Raw genomic sequence first — 26,970 nt, 5'->3', positions numbered from 1 at the left:
CGCTTACTTCAACACCCAGGCACGACATGACTTCCTCCGCACTTCCTCCCGACACCTCCACCGACATTTCCGACAGCAGCGAAGACAATAACGACGCCACCCTGGTCGCGGAACTGGGGGAACTGGCCGAGCATATCCGCCTGGTGAAAATGGAAGGCCGCGTCTTCGTGCGCTTTTCCGGCGTGGTCAAGGCTGGCCACCTGGTGGTGCCGTATGCGCTGGTACCAAGCCAAGGCGTGCTGGCGCGGCCGGCCAAGTGGCGCAAGATGGACCGCGAGGCCAAGCTGGCCCTCGTGCGCGAACGGGCCAGCGTGGCCGTCTTCGACGAACTGCGCCAGCACGTGATCGATTTCGTCGCCGATATCGCGGGCTTGAGCGAGGACGTGGACACGGATCCGATGGTTTTCCTGCATACGCTGGCCGACATGCAGACGTCCGAGCCGGCCGGCATGGTCTTCGACCGCATCCGCCAGCGCTTCCATCACGCCATCGAGCGCCAGCAGGAAGAACAGCATGCGGCGCGCACGCGCCAGAGCATCAACCTGGCCGAGTATCCGGCCTCGTTCGAGATGGCGCGCCGCCTGCCGCGCCGCTTCATCGCCCTCTTGGGCCCCACCAATTCCGGCAAGACGCACCGCGCGATGGAAGCGCTGGTCAAGGCAAAAAGCGGCATCTACCTTGCGCCCTTGCGCCTGCTGGCCCTGGAAAACTACGAGCGCCTGCAGGAAGCCGCGCCGCATGGCAAACCGCTGGCCGTGAGCCTGATCACGGGCGAGGAGCGCAGGGTCGTTGATGGCGCCACGCACGTGGCCAGCACGGTGGAAATGCTGGACACGAAAACCGTCGTCGAAGTGGCCGTCATCGATGAAATCCAGATGCTGGCCGACCCGGACCGGGGCGCCGCGTGGACGGCGGCCGTCTGCGGCGCGCCCGCCCACACCGTGTATCTGGTGGGAGCGCCGGAAGCGCGGCGCGCCATCGAGGCGCTGGCCGAACGCCTCGACTGCCCGCTGGAAGTGCATGTACTCAAGCGCATGGCGCCCCTGTCGATGGAGCCGACCGCCGTGCGCAAGGTGCGCAACCTGCGCCGCGGCGACGCCGTCATCGCCTTTTCACGCCGCGAAGTACTGATGTGGCGCGACATGATCACGGAAACGGGCCTGTCGGTGGCCACCGTGTACGGCAACCTGTCGCCCGAAGTGCGGCGCGCGCAGGCGCAGCGCTTCCGCGATGGCACGGCCGATATCGTCGTCGGCACGGATGCGCTGGCGATGGGCCTGAACATGCCGATCGCGCGCATCGTCATGACCACCTGCGTCAAATACAATGGCCGCGAAGAGGAAGAGATTTCAGCCGCGCTGGCGCGCCAGATCGCCGGGCGCGCGGGCCGCTACGGCGTGCATGAAGAGGGCCTGGTGGCTGGCTACGACAACGAGACGCATGAAGTGATGCGCGCGCTGCTGAAGGAAAAACTGCATCCGCTCAATACCAGCGGCTTTGCCGTGGCGCCGTCGCTTGAACATCTGCACCGCATTTCGTCCGTGACGGGCGAACTGTCGCTGTCTAAACTGCTGCGCCGCTTCATTCACAATATCGACGTGCCGGACGGCTTCTTCTTCCCCCGCATCACGGAAGACCAGAAGGAGCGCGCCGTCTGGCTCGACACCCTGCCCCTGTCCGTGGCCGACAAGTTCACCCTGTCGCTGGTGCCGATATCGAGCAAGGTGCCGTCCTTGCAAACGGCGTGGGAACACTGGGCGAAGAATCTGTCGCAGGGAAAAACCAGCACCTTGCGCCAGCATGCGTACGGCGGCGGCACGCAGAATTTGCAGCAGGTGGAAGACACTTGCCGCTACTATTCCGCGTATGCGTGGCTCAGCTATCGCCTGCCCGAATTCTTCCCCGATATCGCCGTGGCGCAAAACCTGTCGCGCGACGCGTCGGAGCGGGTCGACTCCATCCTGCGCGCGCATAACGCGGCTTCGCGCGGACGCTCCAGCAAGAAGTTCAAATAGGCGTCAACGGATTTCCCAGAACCACACTTCCGCGCAATCCCAGTAGCACTCGGAACCGCACACCTTCACGCCGATGGATGGCAAGAGGATGTCGATATGCCCGCCGGCGCCACCCAGGTAACCGGGAATGCGGAAAAAGGCGACGAGGCCCTTGCGCTGGCCGATGCCGGCGATGGCGGCGTCGCGTGCGAATTTCTCGGGCGGGCCAAACATCGAGGGGCTGGCCAGCATGTGCGCCAGCTTGGCCTGTCCCGGTTCGATCAGCGCGCCCTTGAACGGCCCCTTGCGGATGGCCATGCGGCCCTTGACCTTGACGCCGGCCTTGATCAGGGCCAGGCTGACGCGGATGGCGCAGGTATTGGCAAAGCTGTCCTTGCCGATCAAGTCTTCCCAGCCGATTTCGCCGAACAGGGTCGCCTGGTCGACGGCGGCCACGCTCGGATAATTCTCGCGCAGCTTGATGAATGCAGGTTTCACGTCAGCCTCCTGGTGGTGGAGTGGAACAGGGAAAACGCCGCGCCAGAATGGCGACGATCAGGGTGGACGCTTCGCCCAGACGCGCGCGCGCGGGCAGCTTTTTCAGTTCGGCGACGATGTGCGCGTCGATTTCCACCGTTTTCAGCCGACCCGTATCGCACCACAGCCGCCCCTGCGCCGCATCGGCCACGCCGGCCAGGTAGCCTTTGGCGTAGCGCTGATCGAGCAGGAAGACAGCATCGGCCATCGCTCCCTTGGCCGGCCCTTGCTGGTAATACGCGATCAGCTGGTCGGCGCTCAGGCGCGGTGCCGGAGCATTGGTTGCGCCCTGCCCGTGTGCGCTGGGCAGCCACAGGCTCAATACAATGAAAAGGAAGGGGACATGCATGGCCAGCCATGGTCAGTGAGGGAGGTCTGGCTGATTGTAGAAGGATGCGCCAGCCCCGCACTGAGCGAGGTCAAGCGTAGGTCGGGTAGGTCGGGTTAGGCCAAAGGCCGTAACCCGACAACACCAGCCAACAATGATGTCGGATTACGCGCGGCGTTGCCCCGCAAATCCGACCTACACGTACAAAACCCGTGAAAGTTACGGTTTGCCCGGCGCCGCATAATGCAGCTTCAGCACCAGCCCATTATGATCATCGGCCATATAGATATCGCCATCCTGCCCCTGCTTCACGTCGACGGGCGCGCCCCTGCCCTGCTTGCCCTTGCGTTCCCAGTTGCTGATCAAGTCGACGGACTTGCCCAGCGGCGCGCCAGCCTTGTCGGGCAGCAGGGCCACCAGGCGGTGGCCATTGCTGCGGTAGCCGTGGTAGCCGATGATCAGGCTATTCTTGTACAGCGCCGGGAAGCGGCTGGCCGTATAAAAGGTCATGCCCAGCGGCGCGGCATGGCCGGGCAGCAGGCGCTCCGGCGCCGCGTATTGGGCGTCGCACGCCGTCTTCGGATATTCAGGACTGGCGACGTTGTCGTCGTAGCAGTACGGCCAGCCGTAGTGCCGGTCGGCCTTGATCAGATTGAGTTCTTCATGCGGCAGGTTTTCGTCGCTTTTCAGTTGCGGCATGGCGGCCTGGATGGCGTCGCGCGAGTTTTCCGCCTGCCACAGCTCGCCCGTCGCAGGGTGAAAAGCCAGCGCCATCGAATTGCGCAAGCCGCGCGCATGCGTGCGCCAGCTCGTCACCGTGCCGGCCGGCCAGGCCATCGTGTATTCGCGGATGGCGCCCAGCGCTTCCAGTCCCTCCGCCGAAGGACAGGCTTTGGTTGAATCGGGCGCCTTGCCATCGTTCTCGCAATGGTCGGTGCTGGAACCCACGTTCACGTACAGGTCGCCCTTGGGGCTGAAGCGCATGTTCGTCAGCAGGTGCAAACCGAGGCCCGGCAGGCGCGGCGTCTTGGCCTTGCCGCCGATCACGTCGGTGACGGTGCGCGTGGTGTCGCGCAGGTCGAAGCGGAAGATGCGTCCCACCTCGCCCACGTAGACCATGCCGTCCGGTCCCTGCACGATGCCGTTCGGGCGATCGAGCTTGTCGAGCAGCAGCTTGCGCTCGTAGCCGCCACCGGCCGCCTTGGGCTGCAACAGCCACAATTTACCCTGCTTCGGCGCCCATCCCGTCATGTCCGTGACGAGGATGTCGCCATTCGTCAGCGGCAGCACGCCACGGGGGAATTTCAGGCCGTCGGCCAGCACGGCCACGCAAAAGCCGGACGGCGTGGTGACGTCGAGGCGCGGCAAGCCGTCGCACTGGGCGCTGGTCGCAGCCATAACGGGAGCGAAGGCACCGGACAGGCAAGCGGCCAGGATGATCTTGTTGTTCATTGTGGTCTCATTCCATCAAGGGTAATCGGGGCAGTACGGCGCGCGCATTGGCGCTGGTGGCAACGGCCACGTCGGCCAATGCCAGGCCGCGCAGCTCGGCCAGCACGGCGCCGATGCGCGGCAATTCTTCGGGACTGTTGCGGCCCGGGTGGATCCAGCTGGGGGAAATATCGGGCGCATCCGTCTCCAGCACGATGGAGTCCAAAGGCAACTCCGTGGCCATGCGGCGTATCTGCAAGGCGCGCGTAAACGTCATGGCGCCGCCGAAGCCAAGCTTGAAACCGAGGTCGATATAGCCCTGCGCCTGCTGGAAGCTGCCGTTGAACGCATGGGCGATGCCGCCGTTCGGACGGATCTGGCGCGCGTGCTTGAGGACGATGTCCTGCGAGCGGCGCACGTGGGTCAGCACGGGCAGGTCGAAGTCGCGGGCGATCTTCAGTTGCTCGCGCAGGAAGTGTTCCTGCCTGGCGCGCATGGCCGGTTCGCACAGCATGGGGATGAAGAAATCGAGGCCGATCTCGCCGATGGCGACAAAGCGCGGGTCGTTCATCGCCAGCGCCACGGCTTCGCGCAGGGCGATCAAATCGTCCTCGGTGGCGTGCGGCACGTAGATCGGGTGGATACCGAGCGCATAGCAGGCGTTGGGCGCCGCTGCCGCCAGGTCGCGCACGATGGCGAAATTGGCCCGTTCGACGGCGGGAATGACGATCATCGCCACGCCCTGCTGCTGCGCGCGCGCCGCCACCTGCGGCGATTCATCGCCGAATTCATGTGCGTCGAGGTGGCAGTGCGTGTCGATCCACAGCATGGCGGTTCCTTAATATTGGTACGGCTGCAGCCCTTCGTCCGTCAGGCGCAGCACGCGGTCGCAGCGCTTGGCCAGCTCGATATCGTGCGTGACGATGACGAAGGCCGTGCCCAGGGTGCGCGACAGCTCCAGCATCAGGTCGAAAATCTGTTCGGCCGTGGCGTGATCGAGGTTGCCCGTCGGTTCATCGGCCAGCACGCAGGCCGGCTGCGTGACGAGGGCGCGGGCCAGGGCCACGCGCTGGCGCTCGCCGCCCGACAATTCACCGGGCGTGTGCGTGACCCGCTTGGCCAGGTTCACGCGCGTGAGGATTTGCTGCGCCAGCTCGGTGGCCGGCGCGCGCTTCATGCGCCGTATCATCAAGGGCATGGCGACGTTGTCCAGCGCGGAAAACTCGGGCAGCAGGTGGTGGAACTGGTAGACGAAGCCCAGCGAAGCGTTGCGCAAGTCGCCGCGCGCCTTTTCGCTGAGGGTGGCGAAGTCCTTGCCCAGCAGGGTCACCTTGCCGCTGGTGGGCGTATCGAGGCCGCCCAGCAGGTGCAGCAGGGTCGATTTGCCGGAGCCGGAAGCGCCGACGATGGCGACGCGTTCGCCACGGTGAACGTCGATATCGATGCCGGCCAGTACCTGCACCTTGTAGCTGCCCTGCGTGAAAGTCTTGCCCAGGCCGCGGCAGGAAAGGACGGCGGAATCGGCGGAAGCGCCGTTGGAGGCAGGTTTGTTCAGATCGGTCATGGTAGTCGTCAGTGGTTTATTCATAGCGCAGGGCTTCCGCAGGTTTCACGCGGGCAGCCCACCAGCTTGGGTACAGGGTCGCCAAAAAGGCGAGGATCACGGCCAGCACGCCGATCTTGGTGACGTCGGGCCAGCGCAGGTCGGACGGCACGGTACTGATGAAATAGATGTCCTTGGAGAGGAACTGCACGCCCAGCAAATGCTCGATGAAAGGCACGATGACGTCGATGTTCATGGCCACCAGCACGCCGCCGCCGACGCCCAAAATCGTGCCCAGGATGCCCACCAGCGCGCCCTGGATCATGAAGATCTTCATGATGGAGCGAGGGGAAGCACCCAGGGTGCGCAAAATCGCGATATCGGCCTGCTTGTCCGTCACCGTCATCACCAGGGTCGACACGAGGTTGAAGGCGGCCACCGCGATGATCAGGGTCAGAATAATGAACATCATGCGTTTTTCCGTCTGCACGGCGGCGAACCAGTTGGCGTTCAGCTTGGACCAGTCACGCAGCCACAGGTCGCCAGGCATGGTCTTTTTCAGTTCCGCCGCCACTTGCGGCGCCCGGTTCATGTCGGCCAGGCGCAAACGCAGGCCGGACGGACCATCGAGGCGCAACAAACGCTGGCCGTCTTCGATGTTGATGAAGGCCAAACCGGCGTCGAATTCATTATGCCCCGCCTGGAAGATGCCGCTGACGGTGAAGCTGCGCATGCGCGGCAGCACGCCGGCCGGCGTGACCTGGCCCTGCGCGAGCATCAGGGTGACTTTTTCGCCGAGGTTGACGCGCAGGGCGCGCGCCAGCTCGATGCCCAGCACGATATTGAAGGTGCCCGGCTGTAGCGCCTTGAAGGTGCCCATGCGCGTCTGGCCTGCCACGTCGGAGACGTTCGGCTCTTCCTCGGGCAGCACGCCGCGCACGATGGCGGGGCGCAGCGCATCGTCGCGCAGCAGCATGCCCTGCGTTTCCACGAACGGCGCGGCGCCTTTCACGGCAGGATTCTTGAAAGCCTGCGCCGCTTCAGCGCGCCAGTCCGGCATGCTGCCGCTGTTGTCGAACACTTCCACATGGGCCAGCACGGACAACATGCGGTCCGTCACTTCCTTCTGGAAGCCATTCATCACGGACAGCACGACGATCAGCGCCGCCACGCCCAGGCCGATGCCGGCCATGGAAATGAGCGAAATAAAAGAGATAAAACTGTTGCGGCCACTGCGCTTGCCGGCCCGCGTGTAGCGCAAGCCGACCAGCCATTCGAAAGGAAGATTTTTTAACATGCTCATTGATTCGTTAATTCCAAGGGGTCTGACCCGCCGGGTCTGACCCCGGCAGTTTGTTGATCAGCCAACTATTCATACCGCAGCGCCTCGGCCGGCTTGACACGCGCGGCGCGCCAGCTCGGGTAGATGGTCGCCACCAGCGCCAGGCCAAAGGCGATCAGGCCGATCTGCGCCACGTCCAGCCAATGCACGTCGGACGGCACGGCGCTGATCTGGTAGATTTCCTTGGAGATGAAGTGCAGGCCGAAGATGCCTTCGATGAAGGGCACGATGACGCCCACATTCAGCGCCAGCACGACGCCGCCGATCACGCCCAGGGCACTCCCCAGCAAGCCGACCAGCGCGCCCTGGATCATGAAAATCTTCATGATGGAGAACGGCGAGGCGCCCAGGGTGCGCAAAATGGCGATGTCGGCCTGCTTGTCGGTGACCGACATCACCAGGGTCGAGACCAGGTTGAACGCGGCCACGGCGATGATCATGCTGAGGATGATGAACATCATGTTCTTCTGGCTTTGCACCAGCGCATACCAACTGGCACTGGCGCGCGACCAGTCGCGCATCCACAGCTGGCCCGGCATCGATGCCTTGAGTTCGCGCGCCACTTGCGGCGCCTGGTTCATGTCGTGCAGGCGCAAACGCAGGCCGGACGGGCCGTCGAGCTGCAGCAGCTGCTCCGCATCCTGCATGTTCACAAACGCCAGGCTGCCATCGAGTTCATTGTGGCCCGCCTCGAAGATGCCAGATACTTTGAGCGCGCGCATGCGTGGCATGACGATGCCGGTGGCAGGATCGCCCGCCCTCGGTTCGCGTTCCAGCATCAGGGTGACGTTCTGCCCCACCTTTACGTCGAGCGCCTTGGCCAGGTCGATGCCCAGCACGATGTTGTACGAGCCTGGCGTCAATTCCTTGAAACTGCCCTGCTTCATCTGGCTCGCCACGCTGGAGACGGTGGCTTCCTGCTGCGGCAGCACGCCGCGCACGACGGATGGGCGCATGGTTTCGTCGTTCAGCAGCATGCCCTGGGTTTCCACGAACGGCGACACGGCTTTCACTTGCGGGTTGGCGTAGGCGGCGCGCTCCTGCGCCTGCCAGTTCGGCATCGAGCCGCTCGTGTCGAACACCTCGACGTGGGCCAGCACCGACATCAAACGGTCGGTGACTTCCTTCTGGAAGCCGTTCATGACGGACAGGACGACGATCAGGGCGGCCACGCCCAGGCCGATGCCGGCCACGGAAATGAGGGAAATGAAGGAAATGAAGCTGTTGCGGCCACTGCGTTTCCCGGCGCGCGTATAGCGCACGCCGACCTGCCATTCGAAAGGAAATTGTTTGATGATGCTCATGCGCTCCCGCGACAACGTGATATGCGAGCGCGCAGTGTGCCACACAAATGGTATTTCATGCGCGAAACACATCACCGTGGCGCCATTTTTCCGCACCCGGCGGCTAGGGAAAAACCGCGGGAACTACTCCTCCAGCGCCACAATCGCCTACAATCTCGGGATGAATCAACTTACCCTCGTCCTGCCCTTCGCCTTGCCCAATGCCGAGCTGGCTGCCGACCTGCTCAAGGTCTTGCAGGCGCCCGCCCTGGCGGCCCTGCTGTCGCGCACCTCTGATTGCAATTTAGAAACTTTTGACAACGCCAACCGGCTGCTGCCGCACGAAGCGTGGCTGGCGCATGCCTTGAGCCTGTCGCCCGCGCCCAACGGCGAGGCGGCGCAATCGGCCTTTGCGGCCCAGGCCATGCGCGGCTACGGCCTGGTGCCGGAACCGGGCGCGCGCTACTTCCTGCTGCATCCGGCCCACCTGGCCATCGCCCGCAGCCATATCAGCCTGGAAGACTTGCGGCAGCTCAAGCTGAGCGAGGCCGATGGCCGCACCTTGTTCGACACGGCGCGCCCGTATTTCGACGAAATTGGCCAGCCCCTGTCGTATGGCGACGCGGGCACCTGGTTCATGCGCGCCGATGGCTGGAGCGACTTGCAGTGCGCCACGCCGGACGCCGCCACCACGCAAGACCTATCCGTGTGGATGCCGGAAGGCGAGCACGCGCGCGCCGCGCGCCGCCTGCAAAATGAAGTGCAGATGCTGTGGCATGAACATCCCGTCAATGCGGCGCGCGAAGAGCGGGGCTTGAAAGCCATCAATTCTTTCTGGATCTGGGGCGCCAGCCTGGCCAACGCTGAAGCTGCGCGCTGCGCGGCCAGCCTGCATACCAAAGACGCACCGGGCTGGCTGGCCGCGCTGGCGGAACCGGCGCAGCGCGATGCCAGTCCAAACAGTGTGCTGGCAAGCCAACAGGACGCGATCGTCGTGCTGGGCGGCTTGATCGAAGCGGCGCAAGCCCAGGAATGGGGCATGTGGCTGCAGCAGTTGCAAGCGCTGGAAACGGACTGGTTCGCGCCCCTGCTGGCGGCCGTCAAGGATGGCCGCCTTGGCCAGCTGCGCCTGGTGCTGAGCCACCGCGACGCCTGGCTAGCCTGCACCACCAGCAAGCATGCGCAGCGCAAATTCTGGCGCGCGATTACCCTGAACAAGTTGAAAGCATCATGACCCGTACCCGCATCGCCACCCGTCCCTGCCCCTACCGCGAATCCGAACTGCTGCGCCAGGGCGGCATCCACCCCGTGCTGGCCCGCCTGTACGCGTCGCGCGGCCTGTCCGACGCGGCAGAACTGTCGAGCGAACTGGCGGCCCTGATGCCGCCGTCCGGCTTGCTGCACATCGGCGCGGCCGGCGTCTTCCTGGCCGACGCGATTGCCGCCAAGAAGCGCATGGTCATCGTGGCCGACTACGATTGCGACGGCGCCACCGCTTGCGCCGTGGCCATCCGCGGCTTGCGCGCCATGGGCGCCGACGTCGATTTCATCGTGCCCAACCGTTTTGAGTACGGCTACGGCCTGACGCCGGAAATCGTCGAACTGACGGCCCGCGAAAAGTCGCCCGACATCATCATCACCGTCGACAACGGCATCGCCAGCATCGACGGCGTGGCCGAAGCGAACCGGCGCGGCATCCAGGTGGTTGTCACCGACCACCACTTACCGGCCGACACCCTGCCCGACGCGGCCGTCATCGTCAACCCGAACCAGCCCGCCTGCGGTTTCCCGTCGAAGCACCTGGCGGGCGTGGGCGTGGTGTTCTACGTCTTGCTGGCCCTGCGCGCGGAAATGCGCCAAAGAGGGATTTACGACCAGAAAACCCAGCCGCCCCTGCAAAACCTGCTCGACCTGGTGGCGCTGGGCACGGTGGCCGACGTGGTGCGCCTCGATACGAACAACCGCATCCTCGTCGCGCAAGGTCTCAAGCGCATGCGCAAGGGCAATATGCACGCGGGCGTGGCGGCGCTGTTTCGCGTGGCGGGCCGCGAAGCGCGCAGCGCCACGCCGTTCGACCTGGGCTTTGCCCTGGGACCGCGCCTGAACGCGGCCGGCCGCCTGCAAGACATGTCGCTGGGCATCGAATGCCTGGTCACGGACGACGAAGGCCGCGCCTGGGCGCTGGCGCAGCAACTGAACGACATCAATCTGAAGCGCCGTGAAATCGAGGCGGAAATGCAGGACACGGCCCTGCTGCACCTCGATGACTTCGAGCCGGCCAACAGCAGCACCATCAGCGTGTTCGATGAATCGTGGCACCAGGGCGTGATCGGCATCGTGGCCTCGCGCCTGAAGGAAAAATTCTACCGCCCGACCATCACGTTCGCGCCCGGCGCGGACGGCTGGATCAAGGGCTCGGGCCGCTCGATCCCCGGCTTCCACTTGCGCGACGCGCTCGACCTCGTGTCGAAGCGGGCGCCCAGCCTGATCGACAAGTTCGGCGGCCACGCCATGGCGGCCGGCTTGACCATTCGCGCCGACGCTTTCGACGCCTTTTCCAAGGCTTTCGAAGCCGTGGGCCAGGCCTGGCTCAGCCAGCAACAGCTGGAGCGCGTCGTGGAAACGGACGGCCCGCTGGAAGACGCGTATTACACGACGGCCTTCATCGAGCTGATGGATGGCCAGGTGTGGGGCCAGGGCTTCGCCCCGCCCGTCTTCTGCGATGAATTCCGCGTCGTCAGCCAGCGCATCTTAAAAGAACGCCACTTGAAACTGCTGCTGGAGAAGAACGGTGTGCGCTTCGATGCCATCTGGTTCGGGCATACGGACGCCTTGGGCGAACGCACGCGGGTCGCATTTCGGCTTGATGCGAATGAATACAATGGCACCACGAAAGTTCAGCTGATGGTGGAGCATGCGGAACCTGTCTGATGGCACCTGAAAGCAACACCATGCTGACCGGCCTGAACCACCTCACCCTGTCCGTGCGCGACCTGGCGCGCAGCGTCGCCTTTTACCGCGAGATGCTGGGCCTGCGCCTGCATGCGCGCTGGGACAGGGGCGCGTATCTGTCGGCCGGGGATTTGTGGCTATGCCTGTCGCTGGACGGGCAAGGCACGGCTGCGCTGGCCAGCCCGGCCTACACGCATTACGCGTTTTCCATTTCCCAGCACGACTTCCCCGCCTTTGCCGCCCGCCTGCGCGCAGCTGGCGTGCCCGAATGGCAGGAAAACCGCAGCGCCGGCGATTCCCTGTATTTTCTCGATCCGGACGGCCACCAACTGGAAGCCCATACGGGCAGTCTGGCGCAACGGCTGGCGGCCTGCCGCGCAGCGCCGTACCAGGGCATGGTGTTCGAGGATTGAAGCTGGCCACATCGAATATTCAATAAATTCGTTAAATTCATTATTCCTCAAAAAAACAAGCACCGTGGTTGTGAAAAAACACTGTCATGCATCGGTACACCCCTGATAACCTTGCTTTTAAGACTTAACAAAGTCGACAAGATTCCACTCAGCAACAGGCAAATAAGCCACATTTCATTGCAAAAATAAAAATATTGATTGAAAATAGTTAACACTTATTTGGAAAATTCACTAAAATTGATGACGCATCAGGAAATTCCCAATGATGCATGATCAGTTTTGAGGGCAAACCCGTCGAAAGGCGGGGACGCAAAGCCACCGGCCTACCGCGCGCAAGCGCCACGGCAGCGGGGCTGCCAATGTGCAGGACCGGAGCCGCCAGCGCGCGGCACCAGCCTGGATGCATTGTCGAGATGTGGCCCTCGCCCAACTCGGAGAGTTTCGCCATGAAAAAAATCATTCCCCCGCACCACCGTCACGGGCGCCTGCTGCTGGGCGCCACGGCCGCCATCCTGCTGGCCGCGTGCGGCCCCGGCCAGGAGACGCCGGCATCAACGCCGCCTGCCGCCATCGCCACGGCCGCGACACAGTTCACCGTCGAGGTGCCCGTCATTCCGGACGCCGTCGGCGCGCTGGTGGTGCAACCGATGTTCCATGCGGCCCCGGCCCTGCTCGATACGCCTGACGGGCGCGACAGCGCCAACAGCAGCGGCTCGGCGCACTGGCGGCCGCACTTGCAGCGCGTGCCCGGCGCCATGGGGGAAATGACCACGCGCCGCCTGACGGCGCAAAGAATCGCCGTCGCGGAACAGGCGGCGCAGGACATCGCGCCATTGCTCGATGGTAGCGGCGCGAGCGACGTCGCCGCGCCCATGGCCGGCAGCAGCGTGGTGGCGACCTATTCTCCCGCGCAAATCCGCGCCGCCTACGACCTGCCCGCCCTGCCGGCGGCGGGCACGGCGCTGACGCCAGCCCAGGCGGCCCAGCTGGGCGCGGGGCAGACGATCTACATCGTCGACGCCATGCACAACCCGAACGCGGCGGCCGAACTGGCCATCTTCAACCAGAAATTCGGTTTGCCAGGCTGCACCATCAAGGCCATCGCCACGAATGCCACTTTGCCCTTGCCGCCGGCCCCGCTCAGCGGCTGTGAATTTTCCGTTGTCTACAACACGCCGTCGAGCACCATGACGGCCACCGCGCCCGCCTATAACTCGGGCTGGGCCATGGAAATCGCGCTCGACGTGCAGTGGGCGCATGCCACGGCGCCGCTGGCGCGCATCGTGCTGATCGAGGCGCCCGACGCGTCCATCAACAGCCTGCTGGGCGCCGTGCGCCTGGCCAACCTGATGGGGCCTGGCGTCGTGTCGATGAGCTTTGGCGCCGCCGAGGGCAACTGGACGACTTCCGTCGACAGCGCCTTCACGGGCAAGAACATGAGCTACCTGGCCGCCACGGGCGACTCGGGCAGCGGCGTGTCCTGGCCTTCCGTATCGTCCAACGTACTGGCCGTGGGCGGCACCACGCTCAGCTATAGCGGCAGCGGCGTGCGCAGCGAAACGGCCTGGTCCGGCACGGGCGGCGGCATCAGCGCCTATACGGCATTGCCCAGCTACCAGACGGCCAGCGTGCCCGGCCTGACCAACCTGCTGCGGCGTAACGTGGCCGACGTGGCCTTCAATGCCGACCCCGCCACGGGCCAGTACACGGCCGTGATGACACCGGGTAGCAGCACCGCCAGCTGGCTCAGCATCGGCGGCACCAGCCTGTCCACGCCGCAATGGGCCGGCCTGATCGCCATCGCCAACGCCAGCCGCGCGCTGCAGGCGAAGACGGCGCTCGGCCTGGCGCACGGCATGCTGTACGGCCAGATCGCCAGCGTGCCCGGCACCTTTGCCAGCAGCTTTGCCGACATCACGCGCGGCAGCAACGGCACTTGCGGCGTGTGCACGGCCAGGGTCGGCTACGACCCGCTGGGCGGCCTGGGCACGCCCAACGTGAAAAGCCTGCTGGCCAGCCTGTCGGGCACGCAGATCGCGCCAACAGCCCCCGTGGTGGCGCCGGCCAGCATCAGCGGCGCGGCCGGCAAGCCGCTGTCGTTCACCGTCGCGGCCAGCGCAGGCAATCCCCTCAGCTACAGCATGCTGGGCGCGCCGGCCGGCATGAGCATCGCCGCCACGGGCGTGGTCAGTTGGGCCAACCCCATCGCCGGCACGTATGCCGTGACCATGGTCGCCAGGGATAGCGTCAGCGGCCTCAGTGGCCAGGGCGTGTACGCCATCGTGATCACTCCTGTCGCGCCGCCCGTCGTCGGCACCGGCGCCATCACGGGCAAGGTAGGCACGGCACTGGCGTTCAACGTCAGCGTCTCCGCCCCCAATCCCGTCAGCTACACGCTCGCCGGCGCACCGGCCGGCATGAGCATCAGCAACGCCGGGCTGGTGAGCTGGGCCGCGCCCGTGGCCGGCACCTATGCCGTCACCGTCACGGCCAAGGATAGCAAGACTGGCCTCAGCGGCAAAGGCATCTACACGGTGGCCATCGCCGCCCCGCTGCCACCCGTGGTGACAGTGTCCAGCGTCAGCGGCAAGCCGGGCGTGGCCCTGTCGTTCACGGCCACGACGGTGGCGCCCAACCCCGTCAGCTACAGCCTGTCGGGCGCGCCGTCCGGCATGAGCATCAACGCCGCCGGCGCCGTCAGCTGGGCCAGTCCCGTGCTGGGCAGCTACAGCGTGACGGTCATCGCCAAAGACAGCAAGACGGGCTTGACGGGCCAGGCCGTGGCGACGGTAAAAATCGCCGCCACCGGTCCCACGATCAGCGCCGCCGCCATGACGGGCGTGGCCGGCAAGGCCATGAGCGGCAGCATCGTGCTGACGGCGCCGGGCGCGAACGCGCTGTGGATCTCCATCATCGGCGCGCCGCTGGGCATGCAGTTTTCCATGAGCGGCATGACCATCACGGCCCGCTGGCCCCTGCCGGTGACGGGCAGCTACACGCTGAAGGTCGTGGCGCTGGACAATAACGGCTTGACGGCGCAGCTGAACGTGCCCGTCACTGTCACGGCCAGATAAGCGAACGCGGCCTGCCAACGGGGCGCACCGGGACACATGTCCTGGCGCGCCCCGTTTTGCATGCGCGCGGCCGTTGCAAAGAATCCTGAAAAGGAGTATAAATAATCCTTAAACAGAGTTTTACCGAAGGACATATCATGAATCTCGCTTACGCCTACCCGAAAAGCCGCTTCGAGCCGGCCGTGCTCGTCGACCTGAACGCCAAAGCCGAGCGCGAGCGATTGTCGAAGGCGGCCTTGAAAGGCTTTTTCAAGCTTGCCTCCGCCTGGAAACTGCGCGACGACGATGCGCGCGAATTGCTGGGCGGCCTGTCCAGCAGCGCCTGGTACGAGTGGAAGAAGCACCCGGACCGCGTGCTGGAAGTGGACCGCATCACGCGCATTTCCTATTTGCTGGGCATTTATAAAGCCTTGCACATCCTGTATGGGGACAAACTGGCCGACGAATGGGTCAGTTTACCCAACAAAAACCCGATCTTCGGCGGCCGCACGCCCCTGTCGCAGATGCTGGCCGGCGGCTTGCTGGCCATGCAAACGGTGCGCAAGCTGCTCGACGCGCGCCGCGGAGGGCTGTGATCGTGCCTGCCGTCCCGAATGAACACCTGCCGCCGCTGGCCGCCTTGCGCCAGATCGACACGTGCCGCCTGATCCCGTCGCGCTTCGCCGACATGGAAGACTCCGTGCTGGCGCCTCTGGCCGAGGACGACGCGCACCTGCGCGAACTGTTCGAGCTCGATAACGCGACGAATGCGCGCCTGGTGGCCGAGTACGGCGGCGCGCCAGGAATTGGCGTGGACGAGCTGGTTTTTGGCGTGCCGCACTTTCGCATCATCAACGCCGCCTACACCTATGCCCGGCCGGAAGGGGCGCGTTTCAACGATGGCGAACGGGGTGCTTGGTATTGTGCCTTCGACATGAAAACGGCGCTGGCCGAGATCATTTTCCACAAGACCGTGGAATACCAGGAAATCGATTATTTCGACGACAGCGTCAGCTACCAGTCGCTGCTGGCCGATTTTTCCGCCAGCTTCCACGACTTGCGCGGCCAGGAGCGCTATCAGGCTTGCCTCGACCCGGCCAGCTACATCGCCTCGCAAGACCTGGCCGCCATCCTGCTCGAAGCCGGCTCCATGGGCATCATCTTCCCCAGCACCCGGCTGGCGGGCGGCACCAACCTGGCCTGCTTCCGCCCCGCCCTCGTGGGCAATGTTCGCAAAGGCGCCGCCTATCGGTTAACATGGCGGGGTACGCCAATACCGCAGGTGGAAGCCGTCCCAGGCAAATAAACCGCGCGCATCGGCACCGACTCACCGCAACCTGATCTCACATGCAAACCAATCCTGAAAAAGACACCGAACTGCGCCTCAAAGTGAATAGCGAAACGGCCCGCCTGGCCTGGAGCGAACTGGAAAAGCACTTCGCCCAGGGCAACGTCGTCTGGGTCGCCAATGAACTGGACCTGGTCGAAGTGGCCGTGCGCATCTCGCACGACGACAAGGCCACGATCACGCAATGGATGGCCGATGGCAAAGTGGCCAAAGTCTCCGACCAGCAGGCGCTGGACTGGCAGGCCGCCGACGCATCCCTGTGGGCCGCCGTCGTCAGCCCGTTCATTCTGGTGCAGCAGGAAAAGCCGACCAGGCACTGATGCTTACAGGCTGCGTTCGAGCATCAGCCGCAGCGCAGCGCTGCTGTCGAGGGTCGTCACGCTGTCGCTGCGGCCCTCCCCGTCCACATAGGATTGTCCTTGCACCTGCTGCCGGTGCAGCAGGTTGGCCGCCGACAGGCGTACGCGCGTTTTCGCGTCCGGCTGCCACAGCGCATACGCGTCCAAGGTGCGCCGCACGCCCGCATGGCTGCTGGCGTGCGCATCGAGCCGCGCCAGTCCGCCCGTCTGCACGTGCAGATTGCCGCCCATGCTCAGCATCGGCGAGCGCCGGTAATCGAGCCCAAGGTTGAACGTGGCCGGCACCTGGCTGGCCAGGCGGTTGCCAGGACCCGGTACGGCGGCGACGCGCGACCAGTTGCGCCCCGCATTGGCGCGCACGTCGACATCGGGCGCTTGCGCCCACCAGGTCCGCACGGGGAACTTCACATCCATTTCAATGCCGCGCACCGTGGCCGTGCCATTGTTGAACGGGCTGGCCGTCCAGATGCCATCGTGCTGGAACAGGCGCTGCACGGTGACATCGCTGATGCGCCGCGTGAATGCCGACAAACTGGCCACGCCGCTCTTGCCGAAATAGCTTTCCCAGGCCGCGTCCAGCCCCCACGCCAGTTCCGGGCGCAGGTCGGGATTGCCCTGGAAATCGGGATTGTTGGCGCTGTTGCCATTGTTGACGGTGTAGCGGCGCGGCACCAGGTTGCGCGTGGTGGGCGCCTTGTAGGTGCGCGCCAGCGCCAGCCGCAGCTGGTCGCGCTCCTGCTGCGGCGGCTTCCACAGCAGCTGCGCCACGGGACTCCAGACGCTGGCACGCGTGCGCACTTCGCTCAAGGTGCGGCCTTCGGTCGCCGTCTGCAAACCTTCCCAGCGCACGCCCGCATACATTTGCAGGCGCGGCGTCACATCCCATTCATCCTGCGCATACAGGGCCAGGCGCCGCACGTCGGCCGTGTAGTCTTCATCGAGCGCATACGGCGCGCCACCGGCAAAATACGTGTCGCGCTGGCGGCGCGACTCGCTGCGGCGTATCAGGCTGCCATCCCAGCCCACGCTCAGGGCGTGGCCGCCGCCCAGCCGGCCCAGGTATTTGCCGCTGCTGTTGACGCTGTCGTCGATGGCGTCGGACACCACGCCGCGCAGCAGCAGGGGCGCGCCACCGGCCGCCTCGCCATGGAAGGCGTAATCCGTGTCGCGCCGGTTGTGGTTGACGCCCAGCTTGGCCGTCAGCTTGCCCGCGGCCCCCAGCGAGTGCGACCAGCTCACATCGCTGCGCGCTGAAAACACGCTCGCTTGCGAGGTGGCGCCATTGCGCGGATAGCTCGATGCCTGCCCCAGCAAGGTCGTTTCGCGCGCCACGCCGTCAAACCCCGTGCGATACCAGTCCAGCAGGCTTTGCCAGGTGATGCTGTCGCCCTTGTCCAGGGTCCAGTGCAGGCGCGGCGTCAGGCTGGCCTTGTTGACGGACGAGGCATTGCGCGTGCGCGTGTCGCGCAGCGCCAGCGGCAGGCCGGCGGCATCGGACATGGTGTCAGTCGTCCTGCCCGCCACGTCGTCGGCCGTGCGCTCGATCGCACCCGTCAGCGCATAGGCGAAACCCGGCAATTTGTCCGCCACGCGCAGGGACGCGGCAGGCTGCCAGCGGCCGTCCTGCCGGCCCGCGCCCAGCTTCCATTCGCGCTCGGCGCCGCTGGCGCCCTTGCGCAAGATCACGTTGATGCTGCCGGCGACGGCTTGCATGCTGTATTCAGCCGTCGCGCTGCGCAAAATCTCGATGCGCTCAATCATGTCGGGCGTGATCGATTCGATGGAAAATCCCGGTGGCGCGGGCTCGCCGTTGATCAGCATCTGCGTGTAGCCCGCCCCCAGACCCCGCATGCGCACCTCGCCGCCGACGACGGAGACGCCGGGCTGGCGTTTCAGCGTCGCGGCCAGGCTGCTGTCGCCATATTGAACCAGGTCATCGCGGCTGACGACGATCTTCGCGGCCGTGTCGTCGCGCCGCTGCTGCATGCCGCTGGCGGCGGAAATTTCAACTTTCTGCAGTGGTGCATCGCCGGCGCAGGCCATGCCTGAGAGCAAGATGAGAACGAGGGGATGATACCTGAGGCTGCTGCACATGAGAGCTGTTCTACGCCATACGAGGAAGTGCGCAGTGTAGAGGATTTGTCAAGCCGGGACCAGGACAAACGTCACGATACGCTCTGCTTTGCGAGCCCCTCCCGGTAGTCCTCTTCGCTGACCTCAGTCAATCCGGCATGGCCGTCGTAGCGGTAGAAGCGATGCTTGTCGCGCGCATGGCGATCATCGAGAAACGCCAACGTGGCCAGGTCTATGCGCTTGGCGCTCAGCGGGCTTCGGCCACAAAACAATTTACGCGTGCCTAGCTGCAGAAAATGAGGATGCGGCACCGAGACTTCTTCCGGGCTGAATTCGACAGCCAATGGCTTGCCATCGGACATCATCAACGTGGAATTGAACGCATAAATGCCAAGTATCCGTGTATTTTCAGGAACGAGGCTTTTTTTTGCCTGCCCCCTGTAGTAAACGGCACGGCTATCCTTGGCCCAGCCATAACCGCAGCTCACGAAGGTGGCAAGGTCAGCCTTCGAAATGGGCTCAGGACAGTGATAGAAAATTCGGTGGCAATAGACTTTTTTACCGTCACTCAGGTAAATCGAATCGAATGCGCTGAAATGCTCCACAGACTCGGTAGAAAACCGTTCGGGCACGGCGCGGTCAACTTCATGATACGGGATCAGATACAAGCCATTGACATCGCCGCACAGATGTTCACCCAATAATTTGAAACTGGCTGCATCCAATCCGGTGATGGGCCGCCCATGAAAGTACACATGTCGGCCCAGTTCGAAGCCAGATCCGATGACACGCCGCGCCGGGATTTCTTCCTGCTGCGCCGCCTGCGCCTCGTCCTGCGCCTGCAAGCGGTGCCACCAGTAATCCGTCAGTTGCGGATGCGCCTCGAAAAATGGCGCCCACCGCTGCTGCATGACCTTGTCGAGTACCCCGTCGCTGCCCAGCGGCCCGTTTCGGTCGCCCACCAGTCTCGACGAGTAATCGGCGCCTGCATGATGTACCAGCGCCACGACGAAACTGTCCACATCCACATGCAGCGGTTTGTTGCGGTAATAAGCGCGCTGATGATCGCGGTAATAGTCGAATCCCAGGTGTTGGAAACTGGGGCCGTGAGCGCCGCGCACACGCGTCCCTGCTGCGTAGACAAACTGATCATCCACGGCAATATACTCGTGCTGAAACTCACGCGCAGACACCACCCGGCCGGCCTCATCAAATTCCGGTTGCCGGCATTTGAGCAATTGGAAATCGCCCACATAGCGCATGGACTTTCCCGTCAAATAATACGCACGTTGCCCATCCTTGGCGTAACGTTCGTTCAGTACGGTGAAGGTGGCCAGATCGGCATGATCAATGCGGTAAAAATATTCATATGCAATGCTCGATCCCTGCTGTGCCTGCACGATGATCGACTCGCCATCCGTCCCCCATCGCTGCGCAAGCATGCGAAAGCCGTCAGGATGGGCGATGGGCAAAGGAGTGCCATCCTTCTGGTGCAGCCGCTTGTATCCTCTGTAGACCTGCCCGTAGATCACCCTGTAATCCGGGTGATTGGTGTAACGGATACGGTCGTGCGCACTCGCGGTCACCTTTCCAGACAGAAAAACATTCACGCCATCGCTGAACAGCGCGCAATCGGCGGATACAAAAGCTGGCGCCGGCCCGAGCAAAGCAAGCGCCTGGTGCTTTACATCAACCATGACAGTGACCGAATAATCGCCAAACCAATAGGCGCAGGACTGGTCACGCCAGTAGTGGTAGCCGAGGTCTTCCAGGGTGCCATTGAAACGAAACGGCAAAGCCTGCACCGCATGGTAGCCATATCGCGCAAGGTAATGCGGCAGCAGGTAGTAATCACGCTGACTATCGCGCAACAACCCCGGATGGGTTCGATGTCGCCAGACCATTTGCCGAGCACGCAAAGGCGACGACGGAAAACGCCAGGAACTTGCCTCTTGAGCGATCTCGGAGGGCAGCTTTCCTGCAAGCGCGAGCATGATGTATGCCTCGCGTGCACTATCGTCACCGAGTAACGCCCCGTCCATAAACGCGAAGTCCCCGTGCCATTCAAGGTCAAGGGACTCCCACTGCGCAGCATCCACTTCTGGCATCGTCATCGTTGCATTTCAAGATAATAATTCGGCAGCATAAGCCTTTTGCAAGAAAAATCGCGCCCTGCAGGCGCAGTGATCCCATTGCCGCATCATTGCCGCATTAATGCCGCATTAATGCCCTCCCCCCAGATACGCCGCGATCACCTTCGGATCATTTTTCAGGCTTTCCGCCGGCCCATGCACGGAAATGCTGCCGTTTTCCAGCACGTAGCCGTAATCGGCCACGTTCAGGGCGGCGGCGGCGAATTGCTCGACCAGCAGCATGGTCACGCCTTCGGCCTTCAAGCGCGTGATGATGCGGAAGACTTCTTCCACCAATATCGGCGCCAGGCCCATCGACGGTTCGTCCAGCAGTATCACTTCCGGGTTCAGCATCACGGCGCGGGCCATGGCCAGCATCTGCTGCTCGCCGCCCGAGAGGGTGCCGGCCAGCTGGTCGCGCCGCTCCTTCAGGCGGGGGAACAGCTCCAGGGCCTTGTCCAGGTCGCCCTTGATGTCGCCTTTCGGGCGCGAGCGCGTAAAGCGGGGGAAGGCGCCCAGCAGCAGGTTGTCCGTCACCGACATCGAGGCGAACACCCTCCTGCCTTCCGGCGAATGGGCCAGGCCGGCGCGGGCGATGCGGTGCGAATCGAGGCCCGTGACGTCCTTGCCACCCAGCGTGACGCTGCCGGATTTCGGTTTCAGCATGCCGGAAATGGCGCGCATGGTGGTGGTCTTGCCGGCGCCATTCGAGCCGATCAGGGTCACCAGCTTGCCTTTCGGGACGTCGAGCGAAATGCCGTGCAGGACTTCGACTTTGCCGTAGGCGGCGTGCAGATTGCTAATGGTCAGCATGGTCTTCCTCTCAGTGCGCCGCTGGCGCCAGGGTTTCGGCGCTGCCGCCCAGGTAGGCTTCGATCACTTTCGGGTCGCTCTGGACCAGCGCGGGTGCGCCTTCGGCGATCTTCTGGCCGAAATCGAGCACCGTCACCACGTCCGACAGCGCCATCACCACGTCCATGTGGTGCTCGATCAGGATGATGGTGATGCCGTGTTCGCGGATCTTGCGGATGATGGCCATCAGTTCCTTGATGTCGGGCGCCGTCAGGCCGGCGGCCGGCTCGTCAAGCAGCAGCAAACGCGGGTTGAGGCCCAGCGCGCGGCCGATTTCCAGCAGCCGCTGCTTGCCATACGGCAGATTGCGCGCCTCTTCGTTGGCCAGGTCCGCCAGGCCGACGAATTCGAGGATGCTGGCGGCCCGCTCGCGCGCGGCCGCCTCTTCGCGCTTGTAGCGCGGTGTGTGCAGCATCACGTCCAGCACATTCGACTTGAAGGTATTGTGCAAGCCCACCAGCACGTTTTCCGTCGCCGTCATTTCGCCGAACAGCTGCACGTTCTGGAAGGTGCGCGCCACGCCGCCCAGCGCGATCTCGGATGGCGTGCGGCCGGAGATCACGGCGCCGGCAAACTCCACCTTGCCCGCCGTCGGCTTGTAGATCCCCGTCAGCACGTTCATCATCGTGCTCTTGCCCGAGCCGTTCGGCCCGATCAAGCCGTGCACGGAGCCTTGCGTGACGTTCAAGTCCACCTGGTTCAGCGCCTTCAGGCCGCCGAACTGCATCAGGGCCTGCTCCACGCGCAGCAGGGTCGCGCCCTGCTGCCCGCCCTGGGCGTGGTCGAATGGCGCCACGCCGTGCGAAGCGACGGCTTGCACATGGCGCCGGCCCTTGCCGATAAAGCTCATCAAAAAGCCCACGATACCATCCTGCAGGTAGTACACGACAAACAAGGTCATCAGGCCGAAGATGGTCAGACGCCAGTCGACCATGTTTTCCAGCTTGTACGAATACGCGGCCAGGCCAATGGTGGCCACCAGGGGCACGAGCACGCCGCGCACGGTGGAGCGTTTCTTCGCCAGCATGAAGGCGGAACCGATCACGCCCAGCACGGCGGCGGCCACGGCGATCTTGCGGAACAATTCGATGTCCGACAAGAGGCTGGGCAGCATGACGACGATCATGGCGCCGATCAGCGCACCGGAACGCGTCTTGCGCCCGCCCATGATGACGGCCAGCAGGAACAAGATCGTCAGCTCGAAGTTGTAGGTATTGGGAGAGATGTACTCTTCCGAATACGCATACAGGCTGCCGGCCAGGCCCGCGAAACCGGCGCTGATGACGAAGGCGTACACCTTGTAGCGGTACACGGACACGCCCATGCAGTCCGAGGCGATGGGGCTGTCGCGCAAGGCTTCGAACGCGCGGCCCAGGTTCGATTTCAAAATGCGGTGCACCACCACCAGCGAGATCACCAGCAGCGCGGCGACCATGTAGTAGTACTCCACTTCCGTCAGTTTGTGGCCGAACAGCACGGGCTTGTGGATCTTGATGCCCATCGGACCCTCCGTCAGGAAGCTCATTTCATTGATCAGGATTTGCACGATGGTGCCGAAGGCCAGGGTCACCATGGCCAGGTAGGGCCCCGTCACGCGCAGGGCCGGCAAGGCCAGGATGGCGCCAAACACGGCCGCGCCCAAAATACTGGCGGGGATGGCCAGCCAGAACGACAGGCCCAGCTTGAACACCAGCACGCCCGTGACGTAGGAGCCGATGCCGAACAGGCCCGCGTGGCCCAGCGACACCTGCCCCGTGTAGCCGACGACGATGTCGAGGCCGAACAGCAGGATGGCGTAGATCAGGATGGTCTCGGCCAGGTGGATGTAATACGGGTTCGGGATGACGATGGGGAACAGTGCGAGCGCGGCCAGTCCCGCCGCGCTCAGCGCCAGCATGGAGATTTTCTTGTTCATGTCGTCCTCAGACTTTCTTGATCGCGGCTTTGCCGAACAGGCCGGACGGCTTGATGGCCAGCACCAGCAGCAATAGCAGCAGGCCTGGCACTTCCTTGTAGCCGGTGGAGATGTAATAGCCGGTGGTCGTTTCCGCGATGCCCAGTATCAGCCCGCCGACGATGGCGCCCACGCCCGACGTCAGGCCGCCGATGATGGCCACCGCAAAGGCTTTTAAGCCCAGCGAGGCGCCCATGGTCGCCCCCGTCAAGGTCAGCGGCGCCACCAGCACGCCCGCAAAGGCGGCCGTCGCCGACGACAGCGCGTAGGAGAACGTGATGACCATGCCCGTGTTGATGCCCATCAGACCGGCCGCGTCGCGGTCGTTGGCTGTCGCCACGACGGCCTTGCCATAGATCGATTTGCGGTTGAACACTTCGACGGCCAGCATGATGGCCAGCGCGCCGACGATGACGGCCACCTGCATCTGCTGCACATTGGCGCCAAACACCTGAAACGGCGCGGCAGACAGGGGCGACGGGAACATCAGGTCATCCTTGCCCCAGATGTTTTCCGCCACGTTCTTGAAAATGATGGCCAGCGCGATGGTCGACATGATCCAGCCGAATTCGGACTTGATCTTGATGGCGGGCCGCACGCCTATCCATTCGACGAACACGCCCTGCAAGGCGCCGAAGACGATGACGATGGGGATCATCAGCAGATAGCTCATGTACGGGCCGCCGTGAATGGTGCCCACCAGGGAAAGGCCCACGAGCGCGCCCAGCATCAGGGATTCGCCCTGGCCGAAATTGAGGGTGCCGGAAGTGGCAAAGGTCAGCTGGTAGCCGAAAGCGATGACGGCATAGATCATGCCCAGCGCGACGCCGCTGAAGACGAGCTGCAGGAAGATTTCCATGGTATTCCCCGGAAGACGAACGATGAAAAAATGGCCAGTCCTGATTCCTCAAGGCTGGCCACTGCGCGGCGACTGTCTGCCAGGCTTATTTCGCGAGGACGACTTTGCCGTCCTTGACCTCACCGAAGACCGTCAGGTCGGCCGTGATCGCCTCATGGTTGGTTTTGCTGAATGGCTTGTTGTAGGTGGTGACGGCGCCTTCCACCTTCTCGTTCAGGTTTTCCAGCGCGGCGCGCACTTTCGGGCCATCCGTGCCGCCCGCCTGCGTGATGGCCGCGGCCAGCAGGTAGATGGAATCGTAGCCTTGCGCGGCCGAGACGGCCGATGGCATGCGTCCGCCCGATGGCTTGTAGGCGGCCACGTAGGCGTCGATGAAGGCCTTGCGCTTCGGCGTGCTGGCATCCTGGATGAAGGTTTGCGGCATGCGCGTGCCATTGCCGTTCTTGCCCGCGTTGTCGATGAAGTTACCCATGGCCAGGGTCCAGCTGCCGATCAGCGGCACTTTCCAGCCCAGTTTTTCCATGCCGTTGGCGATCTGCGCCAGTTCCGGGCCGATGCCGTAGGTCAGCACGACTTCCGCGCCCGCCTGCTTGGCTTTCAGCAGCTGGGCCGTCATGTCGACGTCCTTGATGTTGTATTTTTCCACGACGACGGGCTTGATGCCCTTCTTGTCGAGCGCCTTTTCCAGGTCTTCGCGGCCCAGCTGGCCATAGTTGGTGGAGTCGGCCAGGATCGCCACTTTCTTGAACTTGCGGTTCTCGATCGCCTCATGCACGATCATGCCGGACTGGATGGTGTCATTGGCCGCATTGCGGAAGACGTAGTTCTCCGGCTGGTCGGCGAACTGCTTGGTGACGATGGAACCCGTCGCCACATTGTTCATGACGGGAATTTTCGCTTCCTGGTAGAAACGCTGCGAAGCCAGGGCCACGCCCGTGTTGATGTAGCCGACGGTGGCGGCGACCTTTTCCTTGTTGATCAGCTCCTGGGCGATCTGCACGCCGCGTTCATTCTTCGCTTCGTCGTCGCGCTCGATGAGCAGCAGGGAGCGGCCCAGCACGCCACCCTTGGCATTGATTTCCGCCACGGCCAGCTTGACGCCGTCGCGCATCGACACGCCCATCGGCGCGGAACCGCCCGTGAACGGACCGGACACGCCGATCTTGATGGGGTCGGCTGCGACGGCCGCCTGCGAGAAACCCAAAACCAAACTTGCCACGAGCAATTTCTGTTTCAAATTCATTGTCATCTCCTCTGATACAACGTTTTTAATGCCACTTATTTTTATAGTCGTACGCTGGATAACCGCCCCATCGATAAATCATTGTAGGTGAGTAAACATGCACCAGCAACAACTACATATGACGCGTCGCAACATAGAAAAAACAACATTTCCGCCGAAATCTTGTCAGTATTTTGTAAGGAAATTATGCAGCAAAACCGAAATGACTTGACCGCCGAGGAGAAAGGCGGGTGCCAATTTCCGCTGAAGCACGCACCACCTCGCCTGCTTGATCTACCGCAAAGCCGAACCCTCGTCGACTGCTAAGGTGAGATGTGCCCCGGCATCCGCATGGGCCTCTCCTGCACCACCACCTGCCCGGAGGCATTATGCCGCTACCACTGACAAAATCGTTTACCCTTTCCCTCGCTGCACTACTGCTCAGTATGCTCAGCGGTTGCGCCAGCTTCAAATCCGTCGACAGCTTTGCGCAGACGGGCCAGCAAATGACCGCCGCCTTCCCACCCATCGCCAACGCCACCGTGGATAGCTGCATGAACAATGAGCTGCGCAGAAACCTGATTTCCACCGATGGCTTCGACCCTGCAGCCGCCGAGCAGCAGGCCAGGCGCGGCTGTGACAAAATCGCCAATTCGAATCAGAAAATACTGCTGCTGAACAGTGTCCTGGCGCGCTACGCGCAAGCCCTGCAAGATCTGAGCGGCAGCAAGGTAGCCGACTACCACGATCAGTTTTCCGGCCTCGGCGACGCTCTGGGCAGCATTCCTGTTCCCGGCAGCGGTACGCCGCTGCTCGACCCGGGGCAGGTAAGCATCGTCATGAAACTGAGCGAACAACTGAGCCGTTTGCTGACGCAGAACATACAGAAATCAGCCATCAATGAACTACTCGCACAGCAAGAGGCAATCGGCATCATCACCAATGCGCTCAATACCTATGTGCAGGCGGCGTACCGCGACAGGATCGCGATCGAACGGCGCGACAGCAGCGTCTTGCACATGGCCCTGCATGAAACGGCACGTGCCGAGCCGCTGGCAACGAATTACGTCAGGGTCCGGCTGTATCGTGACGAGAAGCAACTAGGCGAACGCGCGAAAATTCCTGATAGCTATGCCAGGGCCGTCAAGGCCTTCCAGGAAAGCCTCGACAGCCTTCGCAAATCGCGCGACGACAGCGCGCAACTGCAACAGCAACTGAAGGATTTCTCCCTGCGCGTCGATGAACTGAAACTCCAGGTGGCCTTCCTTGCACCTGCAACTTGGTAGGAGGACATT

22 protein-coding genes and 1 riboswitch are annotated in these 26,970 nt (G+C 63.5%); of the genes, 9 read left to right on the top strand and 13 right to left on the bottom strand.

Annotated elements, in window-relative coordinates:
- Positions 1-26: 26 nt before the first annotated feature.
- Entirely contained in the window at positions 27-2,015 is a 1,989-nt protein-coding gene (locus ACPJXG_RS11790) for a helicase-related protein (RefSeq protein WP_425254360.1), read from the top strand.
- Between the two features lie 3 nt (positions 2,016-2,018).
- Here the strand turns inward: ACPJXG_RS11790 and ACPJXG_RS11785 are convergent, their stop codons facing one another.
- The 7 genes from ACPJXG_RS11785 to ACPJXG_RS11755 all read right to left on the bottom strand — a co-directional run bounded on the left by ACPJXG_RS11785 (position 2,019) and on the right by ACPJXG_RS11755 (position 8,479).
- Entirely contained in the window at positions 2,019-2,492 is a 474-nt protein-coding gene (locus tag ACPJXG_RS11785; protein WP_425254359.1) for a T6SS effector amidase Tae4 family protein, read from the bottom strand.
- A 1-nt stretch (position 2,493) separates the two neighbouring features.
- Complete coding sequence (locus ACPJXG_RS11780) at positions 2,494-2,880, bottom strand: Rap1a/Tai family immunity protein (protein ID WP_425254358.1); 387 nt, start codon at positions 2,878-2,880, stop codon at positions 2,494-2,496.
- A 198-nt stretch (positions 2,881-3,078) separates the two neighbouring features.
- Positions 3,079-4,311, bottom strand: a complete 1,233-nt coding sequence (locus ACPJXG_RS11775) for a PQQ-dependent sugar dehydrogenase (protein ID WP_425254357.1) — start codon at positions 4,309-4,311, stop codon at positions 3,079-3,081.
- A 7-nt stretch (positions 4,312-4,318) separates the two neighbouring features.
- A complete protein-coding gene (locus tag ACPJXG_RS11770; protein ID WP_425254739.1) occupies positions 4,319-5,116 on the bottom strand; it encodes a TatD family hydrolase in 798 nt (265 codons plus the stop codon).
- 12 nt (positions 5,117-5,128) lie between these two features.
- A complete protein-coding gene (lolD, locus tag ACPJXG_RS11765; protein WP_035819561.1) occupies positions 5,129-5,854 on the bottom strand; it encodes a lipoprotein-releasing ABC transporter ATP-binding protein LolD in 726 nt (241 codons plus the stop codon).
- 16 nt (positions 5,855-5,870) lie between these two features.
- Complete coding sequence (locus ACPJXG_RS11760) at positions 5,871-7,136, bottom strand: lipoprotein-releasing ABC transporter permease subunit (protein ID WP_425254356.1); 1,266 nt, start codon at positions 7,134-7,136, stop codon at positions 5,871-5,873.
- A 65-nt stretch (positions 7,137-7,201) separates the two neighbouring features.
- The gene (locus ACPJXG_RS11755; RefSeq protein ID WP_099403227.1) at positions 7,202-8,479 is read right to left on the bottom strand and encodes a lipoprotein-releasing ABC transporter permease subunit; all 1,278 of its coding nucleotides are present in this window, start codon (positions 8,477-8,479) and stop codon (positions 7,202-7,204) included.
- A 160-nt stretch (positions 8,480-8,639) separates the two neighbouring features.
- On the opposite strand from ACPJXG_RS11755, the gene ACPJXG_RS11750 reads away from it, so the two are divergent.
- The 7 genes from ACPJXG_RS11750 (at position 8,640) to ACPJXG_RS11720 (ending at position 16,544) form a co-directional block, all read left to right on the top strand.
- Complete coding sequence (locus ACPJXG_RS11750; RefSeq protein ID WP_425254355.1) at positions 8,640-9,692, top strand: hypothetical protein; 1,053 nt, start codon at positions 8,640-8,642, stop codon at positions 9,690-9,692.
- Positions 9,689-11,389 carry a single-stranded-DNA-specific exonuclease RecJ gene (gene recJ / locus ACPJXG_RS11745; RefSeq protein ID WP_099403146.1) on the top strand — a complete coding sequence of 567 codons (1,701 nt, stop codon included), beginning with the start codon at positions 9,689-9,691 and terminating at the stop codon, positions 11,387-11,389. Before ACPJXG_RS11750 ends, recJ begins: the two co-directional genes overlap by 4 nt.
- A 20-nt stretch (positions 11,390-11,409) precedes the next feature.
- The gene (gene fos / locus ACPJXG_RS11740) at positions 11,410-11,823 is read left to right on the top strand and encodes a fosfomycin resistance glutathione transferase (RefSeq protein ID WP_425254738.1); all 414 of its coding nucleotides are present in this window, start codon (positions 11,410-11,412) and stop codon (positions 11,821-11,823) included.
- A gap of 274 nt (positions 11,824-12,097) precedes the next feature.
- A riboswitch (cyclic di-GMP riboswitch) is annotated at positions 12,098-12,184 on the top strand.
- Positions 12,185-12,269: 85 nt separating this feature from the next.
- Positions 12,270-14,897 (top strand): S53 family peptidase, encoded by a 2,628-nt coding sequence (locus ACPJXG_RS11735; RefSeq protein ID WP_425254354.1) that lies wholly within the window; start codon positions 12,270-12,272, stop codon positions 14,895-14,897.
- Positions 14,898-15,034: 137 nt separating this feature from the next.
- The gene (locus tag ACPJXG_RS11730) at positions 15,035-15,472 is read left to right on the top strand and encodes an MbcA/ParS/Xre antitoxin family protein (protein ID WP_425254353.1); all 438 of its coding nucleotides are present in this window, start codon (positions 15,035-15,037) and stop codon (positions 15,470-15,472) included.
- A 2-nt stretch (positions 15,473-15,474) separates the two neighbouring features.
- Positions 15,475-16,182 carry an RES family NAD+ phosphorylase gene (locus tag ACPJXG_RS11725; protein WP_425254352.1) on the top strand — a complete coding sequence of 236 codons (708 nt, stop codon included), beginning with the start codon at positions 15,475-15,477 and terminating at the stop codon, positions 16,180-16,182.
- A gap of 41 nt (positions 16,183-16,223) precedes the next feature.
- The gene (locus tag ACPJXG_RS11720; protein WP_035819573.1) at positions 16,224-16,544 is read left to right on the top strand and encodes a DUF2288 domain-containing protein; all 321 of its coding nucleotides are present in this window, start codon (positions 16,224-16,226) and stop codon (positions 16,542-16,544) included.
- A 3-nt stretch (positions 16,545-16,547) separates the two neighbouring features.
- On the opposite strand, the gene ACPJXG_RS11715 is transcribed toward ACPJXG_RS11720, so the two are convergent.
- The 6 genes from ACPJXG_RS11715 to ACPJXG_RS11690 form a co-directional block, all read right to left on the bottom strand.
- Positions 16,548-18,626, bottom strand: a complete 2,079-nt coding sequence (locus ACPJXG_RS11715; RefSeq protein WP_425254351.1) for a TonB-dependent receptor plug domain-containing protein — start codon at positions 18,624-18,626, stop codon at positions 16,548-16,550.
- A gap of 122 nt (positions 18,627-18,748) precedes the next feature.
- On the bottom strand, positions 18,749-20,770 hold the full coding sequence (locus ACPJXG_RS11710; protein WP_425254350.1) for a DKNYY domain-containing protein: 2,022 nt from the start codon (positions 20,768-20,770) through the stop codon (positions 18,749-18,751).
- Positions 20,771-20,878: 108 nt separating this feature from the next.
- Entirely contained in the window at positions 20,879-21,601 is a 723-nt protein-coding gene (locus ACPJXG_RS11705) for an ABC transporter ATP-binding protein (RefSeq protein WP_425254349.1), read from the bottom strand.
- A gap of 10 nt (positions 21,602-21,611) precedes the next feature.
- Positions 21,612-23,555, bottom strand: coding sequence for an ABC transporter permease subunit (locus tag ACPJXG_RS11700; protein WP_425254348.1), 1,944 nt, complete (start codon positions 23,553-23,555; stop codon positions 21,612-21,614).
- Between the two features lie 7 nt (positions 23,556-23,562).
- The gene (locus ACPJXG_RS11695) at positions 23,563-24,453 is read right to left on the bottom strand and encodes a branched-chain amino acid ABC transporter permease (protein ID WP_035819581.1); all 891 of its coding nucleotides are present in this window, start codon (positions 24,451-24,453) and stop codon (positions 23,563-23,565) included.
- An 85-nt stretch (positions 24,454-24,538) separates the two neighbouring features.
- A complete protein-coding gene (locus ACPJXG_RS11690; protein WP_035819582.1) occupies positions 24,539-25,696 on the bottom strand; it encodes an ABC transporter substrate-binding protein in 1,158 nt (385 codons plus the stop codon).
- 368 nt (positions 25,697-26,064) lie between these two features.
- Here ACPJXG_RS11690 and ACPJXG_RS11685 point away from each other — a divergent pair, with 368 nt between their 5' ends.
- Positions 26,065-26,961 carry a hypothetical protein gene (locus tag ACPJXG_RS11685; RefSeq protein WP_425254347.1) on the top strand — a complete coding sequence of 299 codons (897 nt, stop codon included), beginning with the start codon at positions 26,065-26,067 and terminating at the stop codon, positions 26,959-26,961.
- The last annotated feature ends 9 nt before the right edge of the window (positions 26,962-26,970 follow it).

This window comes from Janthinobacterium sp. NFX145 (genome assembly GCF_049810325.1).
In the GTDB taxonomy this organism is placed as follows: domain Bacteria; phylum Pseudomonadota; class Gammaproteobacteria; order Burkholderiales; family Burkholderiaceae_D; genus Janthinobacterium; species Janthinobacterium rivuli.
The sequence above is the reverse complement of the archived record's forward strand: the minus strand, read 5'-3'. Positions and strand labels throughout refer to the sequence as shown.

Bases quoted from the DNA above. Each gene is read 5' to 3' on its own strand.
- ACPJXG_RS11715 (WP_425254351.1), bottom strand. From the start codon at position 18,626: ATGGCCTGCGCCGGCGATGCACCACTGCAGAAAGTTGAAATTTCCGCC.
- ACPJXG_RS11700 (WP_425254348.1), bottom strand. From the start codon at position 23,555: ATGAACAAGAAAATCTCCATGCTGGCGCTGAGCGCGGCGGGACTGGCC.
- ACPJXG_RS11755 (WP_099403227.1), bottom strand. From the start codon at position 8,479: ATGAGCATCATCAAACAATTTCCTTTCGAATGGCAGGTCGGCGTGCGC.
- ACPJXG_RS11735 (WP_425254354.1), top strand. From the start codon at position 12,270: ATGAAAAAAATCATTCCCCCGCACCACCGTCACGGGCGCCTGCTGCTG.
- fos (WP_425254738.1), top strand. From the start codon at position 11,410: ATGCTGACCGGCCTGAACCACCTCACCCTGTCCGTGCGCGACCTGGCG.
- ACPJXG_RS11710 (WP_425254350.1), bottom strand. From the start codon at position 20,770: ATGACGATGCCAGAAGTGGATGCTGCGCAGTGGGAGTCCCTTGACCTT.
- ACPJXG_RS11750 (WP_425254355.1), top strand. From the start codon at position 8,640: ATGAATCAACTTACCCTCGTCCTGCCCTTCGCCTTGCCCAATGCCGAG.
- ACPJXG_RS11690 (WP_035819582.1), bottom strand. From the start codon at position 25,696: ATGAATTTGAAACAGAAATTGCTCGTGGCAAGTTTGGTTTTGGGTTTC.
- ACPJXG_RS11780 (WP_425254358.1), bottom strand. From the start codon at position 2,880: ATGCATGTCCCCTTCCTTTTCATTGTATTGAGCCTGTGGCTGCCCAGC.
- ACPJXG_RS11730 (WP_425254353.1), top strand. From the start codon at position 15,035: ATGAATCTCGCTTACGCCTACCCGAAAAGCCGCTTCGAGCCGGCCGTG.
- ACPJXG_RS11720 (WP_035819573.1), top strand. From the start codon at position 16,224: ATGCAAACCAATCCTGAAAAAGACACCGAACTGCGCCTCAAAGTGAAT.
- ACPJXG_RS11790 (WP_425254360.1), top strand. From the start codon at position 27: ATGACTTCCTCCGCACTTCCTCCCGACACCTCCACCGACATTTCCGAC.
- ACPJXG_RS11695 (WP_035819581.1), bottom strand. From the start codon at position 24,453: ATGGAAATCTTCCTGCAGCTCGTCTTCAGCGGCGTCGCGCTGGGCATG.
- recJ (WP_099403146.1), top strand. From the start codon at position 9,689: ATGACCCGTACCCGCATCGCCACCCGTCCCTGCCCCTACCGCGAATCC.
- ACPJXG_RS11705 (WP_425254349.1), bottom strand. From the start codon at position 21,601: ATGCTGACCATTAGCAATCTGCACGCCGCCTACGGCAAAGTCGAAGTC.
- ACPJXG_RS11760 (WP_425254356.1), bottom strand. From the start codon at position 7,136: ATGAGCATGTTAAAAAATCTTCCTTTCGAATGGCTGGTCGGCTTGCGC.
- ACPJXG_RS11685 (WP_425254347.1), top strand. From the start codon at position 26,065: ATGCCGCTACCACTGACAAAATCGTTTACCCTTTCCCTCGCTGCACTA.
- lolD (WP_035819561.1), bottom strand. From the start codon at position 5,854: ATGACCGATCTGAACAAACCTGCCTCCAACGGCGCTTCCGCCGATTCC.
- ACPJXG_RS11775 (WP_425254357.1), bottom strand. From the start codon at position 4,311: ATGAACAACAAGATCATCCTGGCCGCTTGCCTGTCCGGTGCCTTCGCT.